This window comes from Mesorhizobium sp. UC74_2 (assembly GCF_042701485.1).
Classification (GTDB): domain Bacteria; phylum Pseudomonadota; class Alphaproteobacteria; order Rhizobiales; family Rhizobiaceae; genus Mesorhizobium.
In genome coordinates, this window is the sequence record NZ_CP170562.1 from 3,744,266 (window position 1) to 3,766,571 (window position 22,306).

Sequence of the window (22,306 nt, forward strand, 5' to 3'; positions counted from 1 at the left end):
GTCCACATTTTCAATTGGGATAGAAGGGTCGGATTGCATGCACCGGCCATCCGGCGAGCGTTTCGGCTCGCCGGATGCTCCAGGATTCTTATAGGTCAGGCCGATCTTGCTTTTGCGACAGGCGTGAACCCTGCGTATCGAGCAGGCGCCGCGCCATGCCGGCAGGGAGTACGAGGTGCGAACAGAGACCACCGGCCAGCGCCGCTTGCAGCGGCTCCAGCTTGTTGTCCTCCTGCACCACCATCATGCGCTTGGGGATGGCACGCATCGAGGCGAGATCGGCCGAAATGACACGACGGTTGTAGTCGCAGTCGAGCAGGTTGCCGGTGGCGTCGATAAGCTGGCCGGCGATGACGCCTGTCGCACCCCGATCGCGCAACGCGAACATTTCGGCAGGGGTCAAGGCACCACATTTGACGATGTGGCTTTCTGCATCGATGGTGCCGACTGAAAACAGAGCGAGGTCGCAGCGCGCAACCAGCGACAGCTGTTCCTTGATGACCGGCTCGTCGCGCAATTCACGTGCCAGTCTTTCCGAACTCAGGGACAGCGGCGCATAGAAGTTGAGACCCTTTGCATTGAGCCGCCGCGCGATCTCCATGGTGCACTGATCGGGGCGCTGCGAATAAGGCGCGCCGAGGTTGCCGCACAGTTGCACGACGGTGACATCCTGCAGGTCGGCAAAGGACATCACGTCGGCTACCGCATAAACGGTGCGCCCCCAGGCAACGCCGATGCGGTCGCCGCGATTGACGAGTTCGAGGAAGACGCCGGCGGCAAGAGCCGGTACTTCCACGCTGGCATCGAGCGCCTGGCGATCCTGCGGTGCGATCCAGACGGTGGTGAGCCCGAACACATCCTCCACCTCACGCGCCAGCGTGTCTTCGGTGAAAAGCTGGGTGGATGTGGAGATGTTGACGATGCCGGTTTCGCGCGCCTTGCGCAGATAGGTGGCGACTGAAGCGCGCGAGATATCGAGCTTCTTCGCTACCTCGTCCTGGCGAAGCCCGTGCGTGTAGTAAAGCCACGCCGCCTTGTGAATGATCTGATCTGCCGCCCGGATCGCCATGGGTCGAAATCTCGTTTTCGACATTATTCACGACGACTGACAAAAGTCAAACAAGCTCGTTGCGTCAGGAATATGCATTTTTCCCCCAGGACTGTAACCTGATTGCCGATGCCGACAAAGCTGCAACCGGAGGCTGTTCAGCAAGGGTTCATACCTTGGTTCCTAAGAGCACCTCAGGGAGACAGTCCGGTCGGTCCACACCATCAATCAGGACCGGCCAGCCACGGAAAGGATTGCCACGATGAACCTCAACCGCCGCCACATGATCGGACTGATGGCCGTCGCCTTTGCCTTGCCTGCGGTGCAAGCCGAAGCGCGAAGCATGACGCTGACCGGAACGGTGACCTATCGCGAACGGATGATGCTGCCCCCGAATTCGACGGTCGAGGTTTCGCTGGTCGACATCTCACTGGCCGACGCGCCTTCCAGGACCATCGCCCGCCATGTCATCCGGCGCGCTCGTGCCAGCCCGATCCGCTACAGGCTGGCGTTCGATTCGAGCCAGATCCGCAAAGGCCGCACCTATGCACTGCAGGCCCGGATCACCCAGGGCAAGCAGCTGCTGTTCATCAACACCACGCGCCATACGGTTTTCGACGGCGGGCCGAACGACACGGAGATCCGCGTCGAGCGTGTCGCGGGCGAACCGAGCGCCGAACTCGGCATAGCCGGCGAATGGCTTGCCGAAGACATCAACGGCCGCGGTGTGATCGACAACCTGCAGACCACGCTCAAGATCGAAGACAATGGCACCGTGTCGGGTAAGGGCGGCTGCAACGGTTACGGCGGCAAGGCGACCATCACCGGCAACCGTATCCGCTTCGGCATGCTGGTCAGCACGCAGATGGCCTGCGCGCCGGCGATCCTGGATCAGGAAACCAAGTTCCACGCCGCGCTGCGCGAAACACGGAGCTGGCGCGTCGACCAGCGTCGCCGCAAGCTCACTTTGCTGGACAGGCGCGGCCGTGCCGTAGCGGTGCTCGCGCGCATGGGCTGACCGCCACCAGCAAAAGGGCCGGCCAGGGTTCACCTGACCGGCCCTTTTCCTTTATTTGCCGCATGATTTGCGGGATCCTGCTTTACGCCCTCGGATCGGCCTTCGAGCGCTGCTCCAGCCAGCTGACCAGCCGGACCAGCGGCCAAAGGAACAGCAGATAGATGAGCGCCGCGCCAACCAGCGGCGTCGGATTGGCCATCAATGCCTGCGCGTCCGTCGCCTGCTTGAGCAGGTCCGGCATCGCCACCACCGAAGCCAGCGCGGTATCCTTGAAGATGGAAACCGCGTTGCTGGTCAGCGGCGGCACGACGATGCGCAGTGCCTGCGGCAGGATCACCTTGCGCATGGCTGTCCAGAACGGCAGGCCAAGTGCCGCTGCGGCCTCGAACTGGCCCTTGGGGATGTTCTCGATGCCGGCGCGACAGACCTCCGCCGTGAACGCACCCAGTACCATGGAGAGGGCGAGCGTTGCCGAGGTGAAGGCAGACAGACGGATGCCGACAAAGGGCAGTGCGTAGTAGATCATGATCAGCACGACCAGGATCGGCGTCGCACGGAAGATATCGATGAAGCCGACCGCCAGCAGGCGCAGCGGTTTCGGCGCATAGAGCCGCATCAGGCAGACACCGAGGCCGAGCAGCCCGCCAAAGACAATGGCAGTGCAACCGAGCAGCAGCGTGTTGCCGAGCCCCCGGATCAGCATGGGGAAGGCACGGACGAGAACGTCCCAGTTGAAGAAGGTTTCTAACAATCCCATCGTGACGATCCGTCCGCGTCGTTACGGCCGCATGCCGGAAGCCTCGGACTTCCGGCAATCCTGCGACTGTCAGGGTTGGTCCTGGCAGGCTTGGTCCTGATCACAATTGTAGCCCAGCGGCCTGCCCGTGGCAGCCTCCCGACAACACGATGCCGGCAGCGCCCAACGTGTCGCCACCGGCATCGGCCGAGCCCCCGCCCGGCTTACTGAGCCTGCGGAATGGGCAGGATCTTGTTGGTGGAGGAATCCGCGGCGGCGTCCGCGCCCAGCCACTTCTTGTGAAGCGCGGCCATTGTGCCGTCCTTCTTGATGGCATCGATGGCGCCGTTGACCTTTTCGAGCAGCGGCGAGCCCTTCTTCATCATGATGCCGAATTTGTCGCCGGTCGGGATCGCTGTGACCACCGCCATGTCGGGCATCTTGGTGAAGGCGAACTGGAAACCGGCGATGTCGCCGATGGCGCCGTCGAGCCGGCCCGACTGCACGTCGAGGATCAGGTTCTGCTGCGTGTCGTAGCCGCGATATTCCTTGATGCCGTATTTCTCGGTGTTGGCCTTGATCCAGGCCTCGCCGACCGAAGCCGAAATGGCGCCAACCGTCTTGCCCTTCATATCTTCCAGCGTCTTCAGCGGTGTGTTCTTCTTGGCCACCAGCGCGATGTCGCTGTCGTAATAACCTTGCGTGAAGGCCTGGTTCTGCAGGCGATCATTGTTGATGGTGATCGAGGAGATGGCGAGATCGATACGGCCGGAAACGGTCGCCGAAAACAGCGCCTGGAAGCCAAGGTCCTGGATTTCGACATCGGAGCCGATGCGCTTGCCGATCTCCTTGACCAGGTCGACCTCGAAACCTTCGAACTGGCCGGTCTCGAGCTTGTTTTCCCAGGGCGGATTGGCCGGATAGGCGCCCACGAGCAACGTTTCGGCATGCGCCAGCGACGCGGCACCGAGGCCCATCGTCAGCGCCGCGAAGGCGCCGATCAGATTGCGGCGGTTAAGAAGCATTTGGTTCCCCTTATATTGACCCGCCGGTTCGTTGCGGCGGGATGGGTCTGTCCGGACGCGACCCTTCGTCATGAAAGTGCCGACACCATGCGGGCGGCGGCTTGCCGGATCTGATCCGGGTCGCGCAGCACGCACATTCTGAGGAAAGAGCGGGACGCATTGCCGAAGAGGTAGCCGGGCGACAGGCCGACGCGCGCCTTCTCGATGACGCGGGCGCAGGCCTCGCGCGAATCCTCCTGCCCTTCGAAAGCGAAGAAGGCATACATGCCGCCCTTCGGCTTCGACGGCAGGATGATGCCGTCGAGCTTCGCCAGCGCCTCATAGGCGATGTCGAGGCCAAGCCTGGCCCGCTCGCGGATTTCAGCCACCAGCGGCTCACCCTGGCGCAATGCCGCCTCGGCGCCGGCCTGCACGAAGGCGGCGGTGCCGCTGTTGGCATATTGCGTCATGGCGGCGATCTGGTCGGCGACACCGGTCGGATGCGACAGCCAGCCAATACGCCAGCCGGTCATTGCCCAGGCCTTGGAGAAGGAATTGACCACCAGGACACGATCGTCGTCCTCGGCGATCTGCAGTATGGAGGGGGCGACCCCGCCGTCGAAATAGAGACGTCCATAGACCTCGTCGGAGACGATCCAGATGCCGGTGCGCCGCGAGAAATCGAGCAGTGCCTGCAACTCCTCGCGCGTCGCTGTCCAGCCCAGCGGATTGCTCGGCGTCGACAGGAAGATGGCGCGCGTTCGGGCATCGCAGCGCGCGAACACAGCGTCGAGATCGAGCCGCCATTCGCCATCGAAGGCAAGCGCCACCGGTCGTGGTTCGCCTCCGACCAGATGGATGGCGTTATGGATGTTGGGCCATTGCGGCTCGATGTAGACGGCGTTGGTGCCGACATCGACCAGCAGTTCCATCGCCAGCATCACCGCATGCATGCCGCCCGGCGTCACCGTCGAGCGTTCGACCGCGATCGGACGGCCATGCAATCTGCTCTGATATTCAGAAAGCGTGGTCGTCAGCGAACCGAGACCGCGCATGTTGGGAATATAGAAAGTCTGGCCGGCATCGAGCGACGCCTTGGCGGCATCGATGATGAAGCCCGGCGTGACCATGTCGCCCTCGCCGTACCAGAGAGGAATGACATCGCCGAGGCTCTGCGCCTTGGCGGCCAGCTGGGCGATGTTTTCGGTGCGCAGGTCCTGTATCTGCGGGCGAATGCCCTCGAGCGGCGGAAAGGGCCGGACATTCGCCGGATAGGCGGATGCGCCGCTTCTGCTCAAGGTCATATGGCAGTTCCTCCCAACGACATACAGGCCAAGGACGCGCAGGAACGCAGCTCCCGTGCGGTGCAGGCTCAGTCCAACCAACTCACTCAATAACGCATGAAACAGTATACTGTTCAAGCCTAAAATTTTTTATCCGACCGCTTGCACTTCTCTTGGAATACGCGTTACCTTCGATGAAAATCGACGTTTTGAGCCATTTCTTGTCGCAGACAGGTCGAACATTCAGGACTCGCGCAACAAGAAATCGGGCACAAACAGTATACTGATTGTGGAGAGGCCTGATGTCTGACGAGAGACCGTTCAAAGGCTCCGGCGGCAGCCTGCGCGCCCAGATCTACGAAGACATCCGCGACCGCATCCATCGCGGCGCGCTGGGTCGCAACGACCGGCTGGTCGATGTGGAGATCGCGGGCAATCTCGGTGTGTCGCGCATGCCGGTGAGGGAAGCCCTGCTGCAGCTCACGCATGAAGGCTATCTCGTCGGCACCACGCGCGGCTTCATGTTGCCGACACTGACACCGACCGACGTCGCCAACATCTTCGAGGTGCGGCGCTGCCTGGAACCACGTGCCGCCGCTCATGCCGCCCGCACGCTCGATGCGTCCGGCATGGAACGCCTGGCCGCAGCGCTCAAGGATGCCGAGGACGCCGTCGCGACCGCCGATGCGGAACTTCTGTTCCAGGCCAACGTCCGCTTCCGCCGCTCGTGGCTCGAAGCCGTCGACAACGACCGGCTGGCCTCCGCCATCGCCCGTTTCGCCGACCACGTGCAGGTCGTGCGCCTCGGCACGCTGACGCACCAGCCAACACAGGCTGTCGTGCTTGCCGGCATGCGCAGGCTCTACGACGCCTTCGCAAGCCGCGACTCGATGGCCGCTTTCGACCACATGACAACCTTCATCCAGCACGCCGAGGAGCGCTTCGTGGCACTCACCAGGGCGCTGGAAACCGCCAGCGAAGAAGGACGGCGTTCCCAGGGACAATCGTTATGATCAAGCCGCATCCACTCAAGGGCCCGAACAAGTTCAAGCTCGGCGTCTTCTCCATGAATGCCGACGGCGGCCTGGCGATGACGACGGCACCGGAGCGCTGGCGTGCGCGCTGGGACGACAACCTCAACGCAGCCCGCATCGCCGATAGCGCCGGGCTGGAATTCCTGCTGCCGATCGCGCGCTGGCGCGGTTTCGGCGGCGTCACCCATGCGCGAGAATGGTCGTTCGAGACCTTCACCTGGGCAGCGGGACTGGCGACGGCGACGGAAAACATCGCTTTGTTCATGACCGTGCATGTGCCGCTGGTCCACCCGCTGCAGGCGGCCAAGGCACTGGCCACCGTCGACCATATCTCCGGTGGCCGCGCCGGCCTCAATATCGTCTGCGGCTGGAACCCGGACGAGTTCGCGATGTTCGGCCAGACAGTCGGCGAGCGCACCTACGACCAGGCCGAGGAGTGGATCACCATTATCGAACGCGCCTACAAATCGCGCGAACCGTTCGACTTCGCCGGCGAGTTCTATGACCTCAAGGGCGTGGTCAGCCGGCCGGCCAGCCTGCAGGCGCCGCGCCCGGTGACGATGAACGCCGCGTTCGGCGCTCCGGGCCGCAACTACGCGGCGCGCCATTGCGACTATCTGTTCTCGACCTTCTCGGAAATCTCGGAAGGCCGCGCCCATGTCGTCGACATCGCCAGCCGCGCTGCCGAAGTCGGCCGCGACGTCGGCGTCTATACGGTCTGCCACGTGGTCTGCCGCGAAACGCAGCAGGAGGCGGAGGACTATTATCGCCGCTATGCGCTCGAACTCGCCGACAAGGGCGCCGTCGACGAGCATATGAAGAAAAAGAAGGAATTCGCGCATTCCCACGACGACAAGGCATTCACCGAATACCGACAGCGTTTTGCCGGCGGCGCCGGCACCTATCCACTTGTCGGCACGCCGGAGAAGATCGTCGACGACCTGATCCGCATCATGGAACAGGGGTATGCGGGCGCGGCACTCTCCTTCGTCAACTACACCTACGACCTGCCGTTCTTCTGCGACCGCGTGCTGCCGCTGATGCGCCAAGCCGGGCTGAGGATGAACTGATGGACACTGCAACCGGCGCGTTGCCCGTGCACGGCACCGTCGACCCGCGTGGTTTCAAGCAGGGCATGCGCGCGATGGCCGGTGCGGTCGCGATTCTGGCCGCAGAGGATGGCGAGCATGGCTGCTTCGGCCTAACCGCAACCGCCGTCTGCTCGTTCAGTACCGAGCCGCCGTCGCTACTCGCCTGCGTGCACAAGAACAGCACCTTCGCCTCGCTGACGCGGCAGGATATGGCCTTTTCGGTCAACCTGCCGGCCGCGGATCAGGAAAATGTCGCGCGCGTCTTCGGCGGCATGACAACCGCCAAGGGCGTAGCGCGTTTTGCGGCGGGCTCATGGGTGCGCGGCGAAACCGGCGCGCCCCTGCTGGTCGGCGCCCGCGCCGTTTTCGAATGCCGGGTTGGCGAGATCATCGCACGCGCCTCGCATCTGATCCTGATCGGACTGGTGACCAGGGTGACGCTCGACCGCGTCGAGCGCGAGCCGATCTTCTACGCCCACGGGCGCTTTCTCACTCTAAACGGCCAATAACGGAGACCAGCCGATGTCCCCTGTCCTGTCCGGCCGGCTGAAGACCCGACTTGCCGCCAAAGAACAGCTCGGCCTTGTCTGGCTGACGCTCGGTCATGCCTCGATCACCGAAATGGCGGCGCATTCCGGCGCCGACGCGCTTGTCATCGACCTGCAGCACGGGCTGTGGGATCGCCGGTCGCTGGAGACGACGGTCGGCATCGCCGCCGCTGCCGCCCCGGTGATCGCGCGCGTTGCGGACGGTTCGACGACGGCGATCGGCAATGCGCTGGATGCCGGTTGCGACGGCGTGCTGGTGCCGCTGATCGAGAGCCGCGAACAGGCTGAACAGGCGATATCCGCCGCCCGTTTTCCGCCGCATGGCCATCGCTCGGGCGGCGGCGTGCGGCCACTGGCCATGGGTTTCGGCACCTATCTCGAACGGGCAGGCCGCGTCGCCGTCGGCCTGATGATCGAGACCGCCGAGGGGGTTGAACAGGCAGATGCGATCGTAACCACTCCCGGGCTGGACTTCGTGCTGATCGGTACCGGCGATCTCGGCATCTCCTACGCGGCGCGAGGCAAGGGCGGCGACGCGACGGAAGCGGGCTGCCTGCGCGTGAAGGAAGCCTGTGCCAGCGCCGGTGTTCCTTGCGGCATCTTCACCGGCACCATCGACAAGGCCCTCGAGCGACGCGCCGAGGGGTATCACCTCGTGGTGCTCGCCTCCGATGTCGACGTGGTGCGAGACGCCTTCAACGGCGTGGTGCGCGACTTTGCCGGAGCGGCATCGTGAAACCGCCTTTTCGCGAGCGGCTGGACTTCGATGGCGCCAATGGCCAGGTGCTCGACGAAAGCCGCCGCTACATGCTGATGCGGCCCGAGGCGCTGATGGGGATGTTTCGTCGGCTCGATGATGAAGCCCGTCAGAAGGCGCTGGAGGCGCTTGCGGCTTCTGTGATCGAAATGGGCGGCGACAGCGCACGTGCCTACAAGGCACATGGCGGGGGCGACGCCGACGCCCTTTTGTCGACCGTGGCCAACACCGCGCCTGACCTCGGCTGGGGCGTCTGGTCTCTTCGCCCGGGGCACTGGCGGCATTGAACTCACCGTCCGCAACAGCCCCTTCGCGACTGGCTATGGCTCCGCGTCACAACCGGTCTGCCATGCTATTGCAGGTATGGTCACTGCAGTCGGTCGCATGGTGCTGGACAAAGGCGTCGTCATCGCACGTGAAATCGAATGCGCAGCCTGCGGCGCCCCGGCCTGCCGCTTCGAGGCGCAGCAGGTCTGAGACCAACCTAGCTTTCGAGCAGGGTCCTGGTCAGCGGATGCGCCGAATCCACCAGCCCGTCGATGACGCTGAAATGGTGGCGATCCGGCTCGGCGTAAAAGCCAGTCGACGCTCCGAGACCGGTCCAGATATTGGCGAGCAGTTCGGACTGGCGGATGAATTCCGAGCGTTCGCCACCGCCGACCCAGCACACCAGCCGTGCGCCATCCATCGGCGACAGCAGCACCGGGCTCTCGACCGCTGCCTCGGCAGCATCGATTTTCAGCGTCTTGTTCATGCCCGTCTTCATGATCGGCCGCAGGTCATGCACGCCCGACAGCGAGACCGTGTTGACGATACGGCGACGCACCGCTTCCGGCAGAGGCGATGTCGCCGAGATCATGCGCGTGACCAGATGGCCTCCGGCCGAATGGCCGGTCAGACGGATATCACCGGCGACCAGCTCCGCTGCCTTCGTTATGGCAGCGCCTATTTCAGCAGAGATCTGGCCGATGCGTGCCTCGGGCGCCAGCGTATAGGACGGCATCGTCACCGCATGGCCGCTTTCGACGGCGCCGCGCGCCAGATGCGACCAGAAGCTCTTGTCGAGTGCCATCCAGTAGCCGCCATGCACGAAGACGACGAGCCCCTTCGCCGTGCCTGTCGGCAGGAACAGGTCGAGCCGGTTGCGTGTTCCCGGACCATAAGCGATGTCGAGCTGCGCGCGGCCAGATGCCGTCAGCTCGTCGCGATAAGCGGCCGCGGGTGCTACCCAGGCTTCGGGCCAACGGTCGCCTCCGGCAATGTTGGCGCCATTGGTATAGGCGTTGTCCCAGTCGACAATCTTGTGAACGACCATGATCGCTGTCCCTCTCCCACCTGCTCCGGCCGGCATCCTCGGCCTCTACCATAGGCAAGCGCCGGGCCAGCGCAACGATAAACTTTATGCTTGAAATAACCTTGGTGCTATGCGAGCGTTTCCATTAGCGGAACGGACAAGCACGCAGCAAGGCGACTCCACACCACCGCATGACAAGGCTGCATCAAGATGGCCAACGCAGACCCTACGGAAGCTGGGAGATCGAACGAGATGCTTGGGCCGACGGCGCATACCGACACGTTTGCACGAGACAATCTCCCGCCTCCGGACCTTTGGCCCGATTTCCTGCTCGAAGGCTTCGAGTATCCCGACCACATCAATGCCGGCGTCGAACTGACCGACCGCATGGTCGAACAGGGCTTCGGCGATCACACAGCGCTGATCGGCAACGGCCGCCGCCGCACCTACAAGGAACTGGCCGACTGGACCAGCCGCCTGGCGCATGCGCTGGTCGAGAATTACGGTGTCAAACCGGGCAACCGCGTGCTGATCCGCTCGGCCAACAATCCTGCCATGGTCGCCTGCTGGCTTGCCGCCACCAAGGCCGGTGCGGTGGTGGTCAACACCATGCCAATGCTGCGCGCCGGCGAGCTTGCCCAGATCGTCGACAAGGCCGAGATCACGCTGGCGCTGTGCGACACCAGGCTGATGGAAGAGATGGTAGCCTGCGCCAAGCAGAGTAAATTCCTGAAGCAGGTCATCGGTTTCGACGGCACCGCCAACCATGACGCGGAACTCGATCGCGTCGCGCTCGACAAGTCCGTGCGCTTCGATGCAGTCAAGACCGGGCGCGACGACGTCGCCCTTCTCGGCTTCACCTCCGGCACCACCGGCATGCCGAAGGCGACGATGCATTTCCACCGCGACCTTCTCATCATCGCCGACGGCTATGCCCGCGAGGTGCTGAGCGTGACGCCGGAAGACGTCTTCATCGGCTCGCCGCCGCTCGCCTTCACCTTCGGCCTCGGCGGGCTGGCGATCTTCCCGCTGCGCTTCGGCGCCGCCGCGACCCTGCTGGAGAACGCCTCGCCGCCCAACATGGTCGAGATCATCCAGACCTATCGCGCCACCGTGTGCTTCACGGCACCGACTGCCTATCGCGCCATGCTGGCGGCGATGGACAAGGGGGCCGATCTGTCCTCGCTGCGCGCCGCGGTCTCCGCCGGGGAAACATTGCCGGCGCCGGTCTACGAGGAATGGATGGAGAAGACCGGCAAGCCGATGCTCGACGGCATCGGCGCCACCGAGATGCTGCATATCTTCATCTCCAACCGTTTCGGCGATTCCAAGCCGGCCTGCACCGGCAAGCCCGTCAACGGCTATGAGGCCAAGATCGTCGACGACGACATGAACGAGCTGCCGCGTGGCGAAGTCGGGCGGCTGGCCGTGCGCGGCCCGACCGGATGCCGTTATCTGGCCGACGACCGCCAGACGAAGTATGTGCGCAAGGGCTGGAACCTGACCGGCGATTCCTTCTTCCAGGACGAGGACGGTTATCTGCACTTCGCCGCGCGCTCAGACGACATGATCATCTCGGCCGGCTACAACATCGCCGGGCCGGAGGTGGAGGCAGCACTCCTGTCGCACACCGACGTCAAGGAATGCGCCGTCATCGGCGCGGCCGACGAGGAGCGAGGCCAGATCGTGCAGGCGCATGTCGTGCTGGTGGAAGGCGTGGCAGCCGATGAGTTGACCGCCAAGCGCCTGCAGGACCATGTCAAGGCGACCATCGCCCCCTACAAATACCCGCGCTCGATCAAGTTCATCGATGCGCTGCCGAAAACCCAGACCGGCAAGATCCAACGTTTCCGCTTGAAAGACATGCACTGACCATGACCGACTTTACAAGGACACGCAGCCTCTTCCACATGCCGGACGGCGTGTCCTATCTCGACGGCAATTCGCTGGGGCCGCTGCCGAAAAGCGCTACGCAGCGCGTGCAGGAGATGATGACCGCGCAATGGGGCGAACAGCTGATCCGTGGCTGGAATGCTTCCGGCTGGATGATGCAGCCGCGCAGGCTCGGCGACCGCATCGGCAAGCTGATCGGCGCTCCGGAAGGCACCGTCGTCGTCGGCGATACGCTGTCGATCAAGGTCTACCAGGCGCTTGCCTCGGCGTTGGACCTCAATCCGTCGCGGCGCGTCGTGCTCTCCGACAACGGCAATTTCCCGTCCGACCTGTACATGGCGCAGGGCCTGCTGCGCTCGCTCGACAAGGGCTACGAGTTGAAGGTGGTCGATCCGGAAGAAGTCGAGGCCGCGATCGATGAAAGCGTCGCCGTGCTGATGATCACCGAGGTCGACTACCGCACCGGCCGTCTGCACGACATGAAGAAGCTGACCGCCAAGGCGCATGCAGCCGGCGTGCTGACCGTCTGGGACCTGGCGCATTCGGCCGGAGCGCTTGCCGTCGACCTCGAAGGCGCCAAGGCCGACTTCGCCGTCGGCTGCACCTACAAATATCTCAATGGCGGCCCTGGCGCTCCGGCCTTCATCTATGTCGCGCCGAAACATGCCGGCAAGGTGCGCCCGGCCCTGTCCGGCTGGCTCGGCCATGAAAGTCCCTTCGCCTTCGACCTCGACTACCGTTCGGGCGCCGGCATCGACCGCATGCGCGTCGGTACGCCGGCGGTGATCGCCATGGCCGCGCTCGATGCGGCGATGGACGCATGGGAGGGCGTTTCCATGGCCGATGTGCGCAAGCAGTCGATCGCACTCGCCGACCTCTTCATCCGCGAGGTCGAGGCACGTTGCCCCGAGCTGACGCTCGCCTCGCCGCGCAATGGCGCAGAGCGTGGCAGCCAGGTTTCGTTCCGCCATCCTGAAGGCTACGCCATCATGCAGGCACTGATTGCGCGCGGCGTCATCGGTGACTTCCGTGCGCCTGACGCCGTCCGCTTCGGTTTCACGCCGCTGTACATCGGCGAGCAGGAAGTGCTCGGCGCGGTCAGCGTGCTCGAAGACGTCATGAAGAACAAGCGCTGGGACGAGCCGCAGTACCGCAAGAAAGCCCTGGTGACATGAGCAAGCCCTACGATCCTTCCCAGGAAGGCGCGCAGATGTCGTTCAAGGAACGCATGTCCTATGGCGACTATCTGCATCTCGAGCGCGTGCTGGATGCACAGGAGCCGCTTTCCACCGCGCATGACGAGTTGCTGTTCATCGTGCAGCACCAGACATCCGAGCTTTGGATGAAGCTGGCGATCCACGAGATCCGCTCGGCCATGCGCGAGATCCGTTCCGATCGCCCGCAACCGGCGTTCAAGATGCTGACGCGCGTGGCGCGCATCTTCGAGCAGCTGAACAATTCCTGGGACGTGCTGCGCACCATGACACCCAGCGAATACACCGAGTTCCGCAATTCGCTCGGCCAATCTTCCGGGTTTCAGTCCTATCAGTACCGCGCGGTCGAGTTCCTGGTCGGCAACCGCAACACCGCCATGCTCCGGCCGCACGCACACCAGCCGGAGCTGATCGCCAGGCTCGAGGAAATCCTGGCGGAACCCAGCCTCTATGATGAGGCGCTGCTGCTTTTGTCACGCAACGGCTTTGACATCGGCGCCGACGCCAGCCGCACCAGCTGGCGCGAGACGCGCGATGAGAACCCGCAGGTGCTCGAGGCCTGGAAAGCGGTCTATGCCGCGCCGCAGAAGTACTGGGACCTCTACGAACTCGCCGAGAAGCTTGTCGATTTCGAGGATTATTTCCGACGCTGGCGCTTCAACCACGTCACCACCGTCGAGCGCATCATCGGGCTGAAGCGCGGCACCGGCGGCACCGGCGGCGTTTCCTACCTGCGCAAGATGCTGGAAGTGGTGCTGTTCCCGGAATTGTGGACCGTCCGTACGGTGCTGTAGAGCGTTTGCCTCGAACTTTGCCTTCTCCCCTTGTGGGAGAAGGTGGCCTCGCCATGGGCGAGGTCGGATGAGGGGTGTTGGAAGGAGTGCGATCTCCCCGGCCTGAGCGACACCGACACCAGCGTAAAATATTGATAATACTGGTTTCTTCCAACACCCCTCATCCGTCTCGGCGCTACGCGCCGAGCCACCTTCTCCCTCAAGGGGAGAAGGGAAAGGGCTGTCAATCCGGAACGACCGCGGTCGCCTGGATTTCCACCAGCGCCTCGTCCTCGATCAAGCCAGACACCTGAACCACGGCCATGGCCGGGAAGTTGCGGCCCATGGTCGCCTTCCAGGCCGCGCCGATCTCCTTCAGCGACGAGGAGTAGGCTTTGCGGTCGATCACGTACCAGGTCATGGTCGTGATATGCTCGGGACCGGCGCCGCCCTCACGCAGGATGGCGATGACGTTCTCCAAGGTCTGCCGGATCTGGCCCGGCAGATCATGCACCTCGAACTTGCACTGGCTGTTCCAACCGATCTGGCCGCCGACAAAGATGGTACGGCCGCGCGCTTCCATGCCGTTGGCATAGCCGATCGGCTTCGCCCAGCCTTCGGGCTGCAGCACCCGGTGCGGCGTCGTGGCGGCCTTGTGTTCGGAGATTGCGGTCACAGTCATGTCTACTCCAGTCATTTCGCGCTCTTCATCAGCTCGCGGCCGATGATCAGCTTCTGAACTTCGGTGGCGCCCTCATAGATGCGCAGCGCCCTGATCTCGCGGTACAGCGTCTCGGTGATCTCGCCGACACGCACGCCGCGCCCGCCGAACATCTGCAGCGCCTGGTCGATCACCCATTGCGCGTTTTCGGTCGCCGTCATCTTGGCCATCGCCGCTTCGCGGGTGATCGGCAGTTTCTGCACATCGCGCCGCCAGGCGGTGCGCACGGTCAGGAGCGACGCGGCATCGATCGCTGTCGCCATCTCGCCCAGAGTGCTCTGCGCTGTCGGCAGGTCGGCCAGTGTGGCGCCGAACATCTTGCGCGCCTTGGCATGCGCCACCGCTTCGTCGAGCGCACGCCGTGCAAAACCGAGTGCGGCAGCAGCAACCGACGGGCGGAAGATGTCCAGCGTGCGCATGGCGATCTTGAACCCCTCGCCCGACTGACCGAGCAGGTTCGCTGCCGGCACGCGACAATTGTCGAAGCGGATGCGGGCCAGCGGATGCGGCGCGATCGTCTCGATGCGCTCGGCAATGTGGAAACCGGGCGTGTCGGCATAGACGACAAAGGCGGAAATGCCGCGCGTGCCCGGAGCTTCACCGGTGCGGGCAAAGACGGTGTAGACGTCGGCGATGCCGCCGTTGGAGATGAAGACCTTCTCGCCGTTGAGCACGAATTCATCGCCCTGACGCTCGGCCGACGTCCTCATCGCGGCAACGTCGGAGCCGGCTTCCGGCTCGGTCAGCGCAAAGGCGGAGATCAACTCGCCTTTGGCGATCCTCGGCAGAATGCTCTGCTTGATCTGAGGCGAGCCGGACAGGCTGATGGCACCAGTTCCCAGACCCTGCATGGCAAAGGCGAAATCCGCCAGTCCGTCGGCATAAGCGAGCGTCTCGCGGATCAGGCAGAGCGAACGGCTGTCGATTTCCGCAGCCGCGCCGCCGAACTCGGCCGGCACGCAATGGCGCAGGAAACCACCGGCGCCGAGCTTGCGCACCAGTCCCTTGCAAGCGCCGTCGGCATCGTGGTGGTCGATATGGCCCAGGCCGCCACCGGCAACGAAATGATCGAGGTCGGCGGCAAGTTTCCTATGGTTTTCGGCAAAGAACGGCCAGTCGAGATGATCCCGAGTCGGGCCGCCGGAACTCTGCGGATTGTCCATCGTCAGTTCCCTTCGAAAACCGGCTTCGTCTTGGCAGCGAAAGCCTCGAAAGCACGACGGAAATCGCCCGTCGCCATGCAGATGGCCTGCGCCTGAGCTTCGGATTCAATCAGTTCCTCGATGCCCATCGACCATTCCTGGTCGAGCATCTTCTTGGTCATGGAATGCGCGAACCACGGTCCATCGGCGAGATTGCGGGCGAAACGCTGTGCCTCGGCCAGCATGACAGGACGCTCATGCAGCGCATTGTAGAACCCCCAGGCATGGCCTTCGGCGGCCGACATCGAGCGGCCGGTGAACAGAAGCTCTGCGGCACGGCCCTGACCGATGATGCGCGGAAGAATGCCGCAGGCGCCCATGTCGGCGCCGGCCAGACCGACGCGGGTGAACAGGAAGGCGGTCTTGGCTTCAGGCGTCGCGACACGGTAGTCGGCGCTCATCGCCAGGATCGCGCCGGCGCCGGCGCAGATGCCGTCGACCGCGGCGATGATCGGCTGTGGGCAGGCGCGGATCTGGCGAACCAGGTCTCCGGTCATTCGGGTGAAGGCCAGAAGCTCCGGCATCGCCATCTTGGTAAGCGGCTCGATGATCTCGAACACGTCACCACCAGAACAGAAATTGTCGCCGGCGCCGGCCAGGACGATGGCGCGGACGTCGCTGGCCCGGTGCAGCGAACGGAACAGGTCGCCCAACTCCTCATAGCTTTCGAAGGTCAGCGGGTTCTTGCGCTCCGGCCGGTTGAGCGTGATCGTGGCAACACGGCCATCGGCATCGGTCTCGAACAGGAAGTGCCTGGCCTCGTGACCCTTGAAGGGGCGCTTCTTGTCCAGCATCGCGTCGGTCATCGCTCATTTATCCTTGCTTGCTTCCGGCGCGCCCATCGGCGTGCCGGCTCGTCCTGTTCCAGTGTTTGCTGCTCGTCAGTCGTTGGCCGACGGCGGCAGGAAATCCACATCGTGCTCAGCCGACAGCCGCACCACTTCCTCGACATCGGTGAGGTTGTGCAGCTTCTTGAACAGGTCCTCGAGATTGCCGGCGGGCGACACCCAGAACAGCGCACGCGCCGGCTTGTCGGACTTGTTGAAATAGCCGTGCGGAATACCGCGCGGCATGCGCACCAGATCGCCGGCCCTGGCCGTGGACCACTTGCCGTCGAGCTTCAGTTCCAGTTGCCCTTCCTGCACGAGGATGAATTCCTCCTGCGTCGGATGGATGTGGACCGGCACGAACTGACCGGCTTCGCTGTTGGTCTCGAAAGCGAAGCTGGAAGCGCAGGTGGCCTTCGGAAAATACCGTTGGCCGAGAATGTTCCACTCGGTCGCTTCGTAACCAGTGCCGTTTTCAGTGATGCCCTTTTCCAATGCCTTATCAGTCATGTGTTCCTCCCTTTTGTTTGTAGTTAGCCCGCCATGACCTCACCGCCGGCGACCGCGATGGCCTGACCGGTGATAGCGCCCGCTCCCTCGGACGCCAGCCACAGCACTGCATCAGCCACTTCCTGCGGCGTCACCAGACGGCCCTGCGGATTGGCCCGAGCAAGGCTGGCGCGCGCCTCATCGGCGGTGCGGCCAGTCTTGCCGACGATGGTGTCGACCGCACCGTCAAGCAGCGGCGTATCGGTGAAACCAGGGCAGACGGCGTTGACGGTGACATCGGTGCGCGCCAGTTCCAGCGCCAGCGCCCGGGTCAAGCCAATGACCCCATGCTTGGAGGCGCAATAGGCCGAGACATATGCGTAGCCGGTCAGGCCGGCGGTGCTGGCGACATTGACGATGCGCCCCTTTCCGGCCTTGCGGATCGACGGCAGCAAAGCCTGCGTGACAAGGAAGGTACCGGTGAGATTGATGCCGATGACGCGTCCCCAAAGCGCTGCATCCGTGCGCTCGAACGAAGCCGAGGGCGCCTCGCCGGCACAGTTGACCAGAACCGCAACTTCGCCCGAGGCGGCAATGGCTTTGGCGCAGCCAGAGGCAATCGTCACGGCATCGGTGACGTCAAATCCGTCGATCACGAAGGATTTGCCGCCGCCAGCAGCGATCTCCCTGGAGACGTCCTCCAGAGGTTCGGCGCGACGCCCGGCCAGCGAGACGATATGCCCGCTCTTTGCCAAGGCGAGCGCGATGGCGCGGCCTATTCCGCTGCCGGCACCGGTGATGAGAGCGTGGCGCGCCGCACTCATTTGCGGCCCGTCGCTTCCGCCGCGGCGCGGGCCAGATTGGCCTCATACTGCTGTCGGCTCGCATAGTACTGCTTCGGCCAGACCTGGCCGGAATAACCGACCTTGGCGGCCTCATGCATGACGAAGGACGGGTCGGCGAGATGCGGCCGGGCAATGGCGCAGAGATCGGCGCGGCCGGCCGCGATCACCGAATTGGCGTGGTCGGCCTCCGAGATCGCGCCGACGGCGATGGTTGGAACCTGGACCTCGTTGCGGATCTTGTCGGAGAACGGCGTCTGCCACATGCGGCCGAACACCTGCTTTTCCTGTTTCACCACCTGACCCGACGAACAGTCGATGAGGTCGGCTCCCGCCTCCTTGAACATGGCCGCGAAGATCGCGGCGTCTTCCGGCGTGTTGCCGCCTTCGTACCAGTCATTGGTCGAGAGACGCACCGAAATCGGCTTGTCCTCAGGCCACGCCGCACGGATGGCATGGAAGACCTCGAGCGGGTACCTGGCGCGCGCCGCGTGATCGCCGCCATATTCATCGTCACGAAGATTGGTCAGAGGCGACAGGAAGGCGGAGAGCAGATAGCCGTGCGCGCAGTGCAGTTCGAGGATGTCGAAGCCGACCTCGTCGGCCCATTTCGTCGCCTGCACGAAATCGGCCTTGATCCTTTCCAGATCCTCCTTCGTGGCGGCGCGCGGCACGTCCGAATGCGGAAGATAAGGGATCGCGGAAGCCGAGATCAGTGGCCAGCCGCCCTGCTCCACCGGCTGGTCAGTCCCTTCCCAGGCGACCTTGGTCGCCCCCTTGCGGCCGGCGTGGCCAAGCTGGATGCCGATCTTGGCCGGCGTGTCGTTGTGCACGAAATCGACCAGACGGCGGTAACCTTCCTTCTGCTCCTCGTTCCATAGGCCGAGACAGCCCGGCGTGATGCGGGCATCGGGCGACACGCAGATCATTTCCGGGAAGACAAGCGAGGCACCGCCCATGGCGCGTGAGCCGAGATGGACCAGGTGGAAGTCGTTCGGCATGCCATCCCTGGCCGAATACATCGCCATCGGCGAAACGATGACGCGGTTCGCCAGCGTCAGGCCGCGCGCCCTGTAGGGCGTGAACATCGGCGGGATCGGGCGGCCGTTCGGTTGGGCCGGCGCACCGGCACGCTCGGCGAACCAGCGCTCGTAGCCCTCCAGCCAGTCCTTGTCGCGCAGGCGCAAATTCTCATGGCTGATGCGCTGCGAGCGCGTCAGCATGGAATACATGAACTGCTCCGGTTCCAGCGTATCGGCATAACGCGTGCCCACCACCTCGAACCACTCCATGGCGTTGCGCGCCGCGTTCTGGATGCGCGCGACGTCGACGCGGCGCACTTCCTCATAAGCTTCGAGCACTGCCGGGATGTTTTTGGCGTCATGCCCGGCAATGTTGAACTGGTTTGTCAGTTCGATCGCGTCATCGATGGCAAGCTTGGTGCCCGAGCCGATGGCGAAATGCGCGGTATGGGCGCTGTCGCCCATCAGCACGACATGACTGTTGCCGTTGAAATGGCTCCACTTGCCGCAGATCAGGCGACCGAAATTCAGCCAGGCCGAGCCGCGCAGATGGCGCGCGTTGGTCATCAGGCTATGGCCGTCCAGCGTTTCGGCGAACAGCTTTTCACAGAAGGCGATCGACTGGTCCTGGTCCATCTTGTCGATGCCATGCGCCTGGAATACCTCATCCGTGGTCTCCACGATGAAGGTCGAGGTGTTGTCGTCGAAGCGGTAGATGTGGGCCTGGAACCAGCCGTGCTCCGTACGCTGGAAATCGAAGGTGAAGGCGTCGAAGGCCTTGTTGGTGCCAAGCCAGATGAAGCGGTTCGGACGCACCACCATGTCAGGCTGGAAGATATCGGCATATTTGTTGCGGATGCGCGAATTGACACCGTCCGAGGAGATGATCAAGTCGGCGTCGGGGAATTCCTCGTCACCGTTCACCTCGCGCTCGAACACCATCTCGACGCCAAGTTCGATGCAACGATCCTGCAGGATGTTCAGCATTTTCTTGCGGCCGATGCCGACAAAGCCGTGCCCGGTGGTGCGGATCTTGCGGCCCTTGAACACCAGCTCGATATCGTCCCAATGGTTGAAGGCATCCTCGATGGTTGCGGCGGTTTCCGGATCCCATTTGCGCATCGACTGCATGGTGGCATCGGAGAACACGACACCCCAGCCGAATGTGTCATAGGGGCGATTGCGCTCGACCACGGTGACCTGATGTTCGGGATTCTGCTTCTTCATCAGCAGGGCAAAATAGAGCCCGGCCGGTCCGCCACCGATACACACGATCTTCATGGTCATCTCCGCTCTGCTCACGGCCAATCGAGGCCGTGCGTGAACCATGAAAGGATAGTGAGCCCTCTCCAAAGATATTTCAAGCTTAAAATGATTGCCGTGTACGATCTTTCGCCCGGCGACGCGAAGCTGCGCCGTCAGCCGCCCCGCCGCCCGTCGTCCGACAGTCTGTTTTTGTGCTGTTTCTGGAGAGCGCCAACGCCGCCAGACCTGCAGGGATCCGAATCCGATGCGCAGCGGCGCCTGCCGGGGTCTATTGCCTACGGCTAGGCCGCCTCGCCCGCATTGACACCTTCGAAAGTGACAAAGGCCTGCAGGGTGAAGGAGATGTGCTCCGTCATCAAAGCGCGGGCGCGCTCGATATCGCGGTCGAAGGCGGCGTCCATCAGCTCGGTGTGATGATCGATGCCCATAGCGTCATGCAGCGCCGCAACCGCCTTCTCGAAATCGCCGCCACGGCCGCGCGCGGCGCGCAGCATCGGCGCGAGACTGAGGAAGTGCTGATGGCGGCGGAGCTGATCGTAGACCATGGCCTGGAAGCGCAGCAGCCAGGCTGAGCTCGCAGCGCTGACAAGCGCTGCATGGAAGGCGGCGTGGCGCTCGTCCCATTCCTCGATGGCCGTTTCGGACGGATCTTCCGGCGAGAACTTGCAGCGCGACAGCCGGTAATGTGCCGTCACCACGGCCGACTCCCACTCTGCCCCGCCCTTGCGGATGGACTCTTCCAAAAGCGGCAGCTCGACCACTTCACGGGCCCGGATGAGATCCTCCAGCTCCGCACGCGAAACCGGCGCCACCGCAAAGCCGCGATTGCTCACCGCCGTGACCAGCTTCTCGGCCTCCAGCCGCGAAAGCGCCTCACGCAGGGGCGTCCAGCCGAAGCCGTAGATCTGGTTGAGCGCACCAAGCTTCAGCGGCGTACCCGGCTCCAGCCGCGTGGTCAGGATGTCACGCCGCAGCCGCAAATAGGCAGCTTCCGTCTTGGTCGAGGGCTCCTCATCCCGCATCGCACTTTTCCTCCACGCCAGGATCATATATTTGGCGGGCCTATCGGCAAAATAATATATCAAACATCCACAGCAGATATTTTATATATAAACCTTTTGACAAGGTTTGCCGACCCGTTATGATGCAATCTGGGGCGCCGGGGAGAGACGGCCGCTTGCCAAATCTGGGAGGAAAACATGATTTCGTCTAAGGCCGGATGGCTGTCCGGAATAGTACTTGCAGGTTCGCTGATCGCCAGCGTCGTCAGCGCCGCCGCAGATCCGATCCGCATCGGCATCGCCAATTTCGGGGAGCATCCGCAGCTCAACGCCTCGATCGCCGGTTTCAAGAAGGGCCTGGCTGAAAGCGGCTTCGTCGAAGGCAAGGATGTGGTCTTCACCGAAAGCCATACCAATTTCGACGCCACCCTGGTGCCGCAGATGATCGAGAAGCTGAAGGCCGAAAACCCCAAGCTGATCTACACCGTGACCACCCCGGTCTCGCAGATCGCCAAGCAGCAGCTTGCCGGCAGCGGCATCAACATCGTCTTCACCGCAGTGACCGACCCGGTCGCCGCCAAGCTGGTCCCGTCCTGGGAAGCCGGCGACACCGGCATCACCGGTTCGTCCGACCTGCAGGACGTGGCAGCGGTGATGGAATTCACCAAGAAGCTGCTGCCGGAAGCCAAGCGCTTCGGCGTTCCCTACAACCCCGGCGAGGCCAATGACGTCGCCGTGCTGGAAAAGATCAAGGAAGCCGCTCCGAAGGCCGGCTTCGAAGTGGTGGCCGTCGGTGTCGACAACGTCAACGACATCCAGCAGCGCATCGCATCGCTCAAGGGCAAGGCGGACGTGATCTACACGCCGGCTTCCAACCTGCTGCAGCCGGCTATCGCCGCGGTTTCGGCCGCTGCCCGCCAGGCCGGCATCCCGATCGTCAACTCCGACGACGGTGCCGTGCGCAAGGGTGTGGTTCCGGCCAGCTTCGCGGTCAACTACGATCAGGTCGGCCTCGCTGCCGGCAAGATCGCGGCCGAAATCCTGAAGGGCAAGGACCCGAAGGAAATCGCGCCGTTCCGCCCGGCCTATGCCGATCACAGCCCGCTGATCTCGAAGAAGGTCGCCGCCGACTTCGGCCTGAAGATTCCGGCAGCGCTCGACGACTGCAAGTGCTTCGCCGACTGATCTCAGTACGGTAAGGACTGCGTGGCGGCGCCCGGAAATGAACACTCGGGCGCCGCTT

The 22,306-nt window shown here is 63.5% G+C and carries 23 protein-coding genes; 11 read left to right on the top strand and 12 right to left on the bottom strand.

The features are described from left to right. Positions 1-88: 88 nt before the first annotated feature. Positions 89-1,069, bottom strand: coding sequence for a sugar-binding transcriptional regulator (locus ACFJIU_RS18225; protein WP_379062209.1), 981 nt, complete (start codon positions 1,067-1,069; stop codon positions 89-91). Positions 1,070-1,310: 241 nt separating this feature from the next. On the opposite strand from ACFJIU_RS18225, the gene ACFJIU_RS18230 reads away from it, so the two are divergent. Beyond that, entirely contained in the window at positions 1,311-2,066 is a 756-nt protein-coding gene (locus ACFJIU_RS18230; protein ID WP_379062212.1) for a YbaY family lipoprotein, read from the top strand. Between the two features lie 82 nt (positions 2,067-2,148). Here ACFJIU_RS18230 and ACFJIU_RS18235 read toward each other — a convergent pair whose 3' ends face one another. The 3 genes from ACFJIU_RS18235 to ACFJIU_RS18245 form a co-directional block, all read right to left on the bottom strand. Further along, positions 2,149-2,823, bottom strand: a complete 675-nt coding sequence (locus tag ACFJIU_RS18235) for an amino acid ABC transporter permease (RefSeq protein ID WP_379062215.1) — start codon at positions 2,821-2,823, stop codon at positions 2,149-2,151. A gap of 203 nt (positions 2,824-3,026) precedes the next feature. Then, complete coding sequence (locus ACFJIU_RS18240; RefSeq protein WP_379062218.1) at positions 3,027-3,827, bottom strand: ABC transporter substrate-binding protein; 801 nt, start codon at positions 3,825-3,827, stop codon at positions 3,027-3,029. Between the two features lie 68 nt (positions 3,828-3,895). After that, a complete protein-coding gene (locus tag ACFJIU_RS18245) occupies positions 3,896-5,110 on the bottom strand; it encodes a pyridoxal phosphate-dependent aminotransferase (RefSeq protein WP_379062221.1) in 1,215 nt (404 codons plus the stop codon). A gap of 281 nt (positions 5,111-5,391) precedes the next feature. Here ACFJIU_RS18245 and ACFJIU_RS18250 point away from each other — a divergent pair, with 281 nt between their 5' ends. The 6 genes from ACFJIU_RS18250 to ACFJIU_RS18275 are packed head-to-tail and all read left to right on the top strand — an operon-like array spanning position 5,392 to position 8,996. Continuing rightward, positions 5,392-6,102, top strand: coding sequence for a GntR family transcriptional regulator (locus ACFJIU_RS18250; protein WP_379062224.1), 711 nt, complete (start codon positions 5,392-5,394; stop codon positions 6,100-6,102). Beyond that, complete coding sequence (locus ACFJIU_RS18255; RefSeq protein WP_379062227.1) at positions 6,099-7,193, top strand: LLM class flavin-dependent oxidoreductase; 1,095 nt, start codon at positions 6,099-6,101, stop codon at positions 7,191-7,193. The genes ACFJIU_RS18250 and ACFJIU_RS18255 overlap by 4 nt, the downstream gene beginning before the upstream one ends. Beyond that, a complete protein-coding gene (locus ACFJIU_RS18260; RefSeq protein ID WP_379062230.1) occupies positions 7,193-7,723 on the top strand; it encodes a flavin reductase family protein in 531 nt (176 codons plus the stop codon). Before ACFJIU_RS18255 ends, ACFJIU_RS18260 begins: the two co-directional genes overlap by 1 nt. A gap of 13 nt (positions 7,724-7,736) precedes the next feature. Further along, a complete protein-coding gene (locus ACFJIU_RS18265) occupies positions 7,737-8,498 on the top strand; it encodes an HpcH/HpaI aldolase/citrate lyase family protein (protein ID WP_379062233.1) in 762 nt (253 codons plus the stop codon). Then, positions 8,495-8,806 (top strand): hypothetical protein, encoded by a 312-nt coding sequence (locus tag ACFJIU_RS18270; RefSeq protein WP_379073280.1) that lies wholly within the window; start codon positions 8,495-8,497, stop codon positions 8,804-8,806. Before ACFJIU_RS18265 ends, ACFJIU_RS18270 begins: the two co-directional genes overlap by 4 nt. Further along, the gene (locus ACFJIU_RS18275; protein ID WP_379073150.1) at positions 8,703-8,996 is read left to right on the top strand and encodes a V4R domain-containing protein; all 294 of its coding nucleotides are present in this window, start codon (positions 8,703-8,705) and stop codon (positions 8,994-8,996) included. Before ACFJIU_RS18270 ends, ACFJIU_RS18275 begins: the two co-directional genes overlap by 104 nt. A gap of 7 nt (positions 8,997-9,003) precedes the next feature. Here ACFJIU_RS18275 and ACFJIU_RS18280 read toward each other — a convergent pair whose 3' ends face one another. Further along, positions 9,004-9,834: an alpha/beta hydrolase gene (locus tag ACFJIU_RS18280; RefSeq protein WP_379062236.1), complete on the bottom strand. Its 831-nt coding sequence runs from the start codon at positions 9,832-9,834 to the stop codon at positions 9,004-9,006. A 231-nt stretch (positions 9,835-10,065) separates the two neighbouring features. On the opposite strand from ACFJIU_RS18280, the gene ACFJIU_RS18285 reads away from it, so the two are divergent. Genes ACFJIU_RS18285 through kynA form a run of 3 tightly spaced genes read left to right on the top strand, consistent with a single transcriptional unit; the run spans position 10,066 to position 13,714 of the window. Beyond that, positions 10,066-11,685 carry an AMP-binding protein gene (locus tag ACFJIU_RS18285; RefSeq protein WP_379062239.1) on the top strand — a complete coding sequence of 540 codons (1,620 nt, stop codon included), beginning with the start codon at positions 10,066-10,068 and terminating at the stop codon, positions 11,683-11,685. A 2-nt stretch (positions 11,686-11,687) separates the two neighbouring features. Beyond that, entirely contained in the window at positions 11,688-12,881 is a 1,194-nt protein-coding gene (gene kynU, locus ACFJIU_RS18290; protein WP_379062241.1) for a kynureninase, read from the top strand. Further along, positions 12,878-13,714, top strand: coding sequence for a tryptophan 2,3-dioxygenase (kynA, locus tag ACFJIU_RS18295; RefSeq protein ID WP_379062243.1), 837 nt, complete (start codon positions 12,878-12,880; stop codon positions 13,712-13,714). Before kynU ends, kynA begins: the two co-directional genes overlap by 4 nt. Before the next feature lie 223 nt (positions 13,715-13,937). On the opposite strand, the gene ACFJIU_RS18300 is transcribed toward kynA, so the two are convergent. From ACFJIU_RS18300 to ACFJIU_RS18330, 7 genes are all read right to left on the bottom strand, one after another. Next, the gene (locus ACFJIU_RS18300) at positions 13,938-14,375 is read right to left on the bottom strand and encodes a RidA family protein (RefSeq protein WP_379062245.1); all 438 of its coding nucleotides are present in this window, start codon (positions 14,373-14,375) and stop codon (positions 13,938-13,940) included. 11 nt (positions 14,376-14,386) lie between these two features. After that, positions 14,387-15,577 carry an acyl-CoA dehydrogenase family protein gene (locus ACFJIU_RS18305; RefSeq protein WP_379062247.1) on the bottom strand — a complete coding sequence of 397 codons (1,191 nt, stop codon included), beginning with the start codon at positions 15,575-15,577 and terminating at the stop codon, positions 14,387-14,389. Between the two features lie 2 nt (positions 15,578-15,579). Next, entirely contained in the window at positions 15,580-16,422 is an 843-nt protein-coding gene (locus ACFJIU_RS18310; RefSeq protein ID WP_379062249.1) for an enoyl-CoA hydratase family protein, read from the bottom strand. 75 nt (positions 16,423-16,497) lie between these two features. Then, entirely contained in the window at positions 16,498-16,953 is a 456-nt protein-coding gene (locus ACFJIU_RS18315; protein WP_379062251.1) for a cupin domain-containing protein, read from the bottom strand. 23 nt (positions 16,954-16,976) lie between these two features. Next, positions 16,977-17,756: an SDR family NAD(P)-dependent oxidoreductase gene (locus tag ACFJIU_RS18320; RefSeq protein ID WP_379062253.1), complete on the bottom strand. Its 780-nt coding sequence runs from the start codon at positions 17,754-17,756 to the stop codon at positions 16,977-16,979. Next, positions 17,753-20,077: a bifunctional salicylyl-CoA 5-hydroxylase/oxidoreductase gene (locus tag ACFJIU_RS18325; protein ID WP_379062255.1), complete on the bottom strand. Its 2,325-nt coding sequence runs from the start codon at positions 20,075-20,077 to the stop codon at positions 17,753-17,755. The genes ACFJIU_RS18320 and ACFJIU_RS18325 overlap by 4 nt, the downstream gene beginning before the upstream one ends. A 266-nt stretch (positions 20,078-20,343) precedes the next feature. Continuing rightward, a complete protein-coding gene (locus ACFJIU_RS18330) occupies positions 20,344-21,084 on the bottom strand; it encodes a GntR family transcriptional regulator (RefSeq protein WP_379062257.1) in 741 nt (246 codons plus the stop codon). A 177-nt stretch (positions 21,085-21,261) separates the two neighbouring features. On the opposite strand from ACFJIU_RS18330, the gene ACFJIU_RS18335 reads away from it, so the two are divergent. Further along, positions 21,262-22,248, top strand: coding sequence for an ABC transporter substrate-binding protein (locus ACFJIU_RS18335; RefSeq protein WP_129410954.1), 987 nt, complete (start codon positions 21,262-21,264; stop codon positions 22,246-22,248). Positions 22,249-22,306 lie beyond the last annotated feature (58 nt).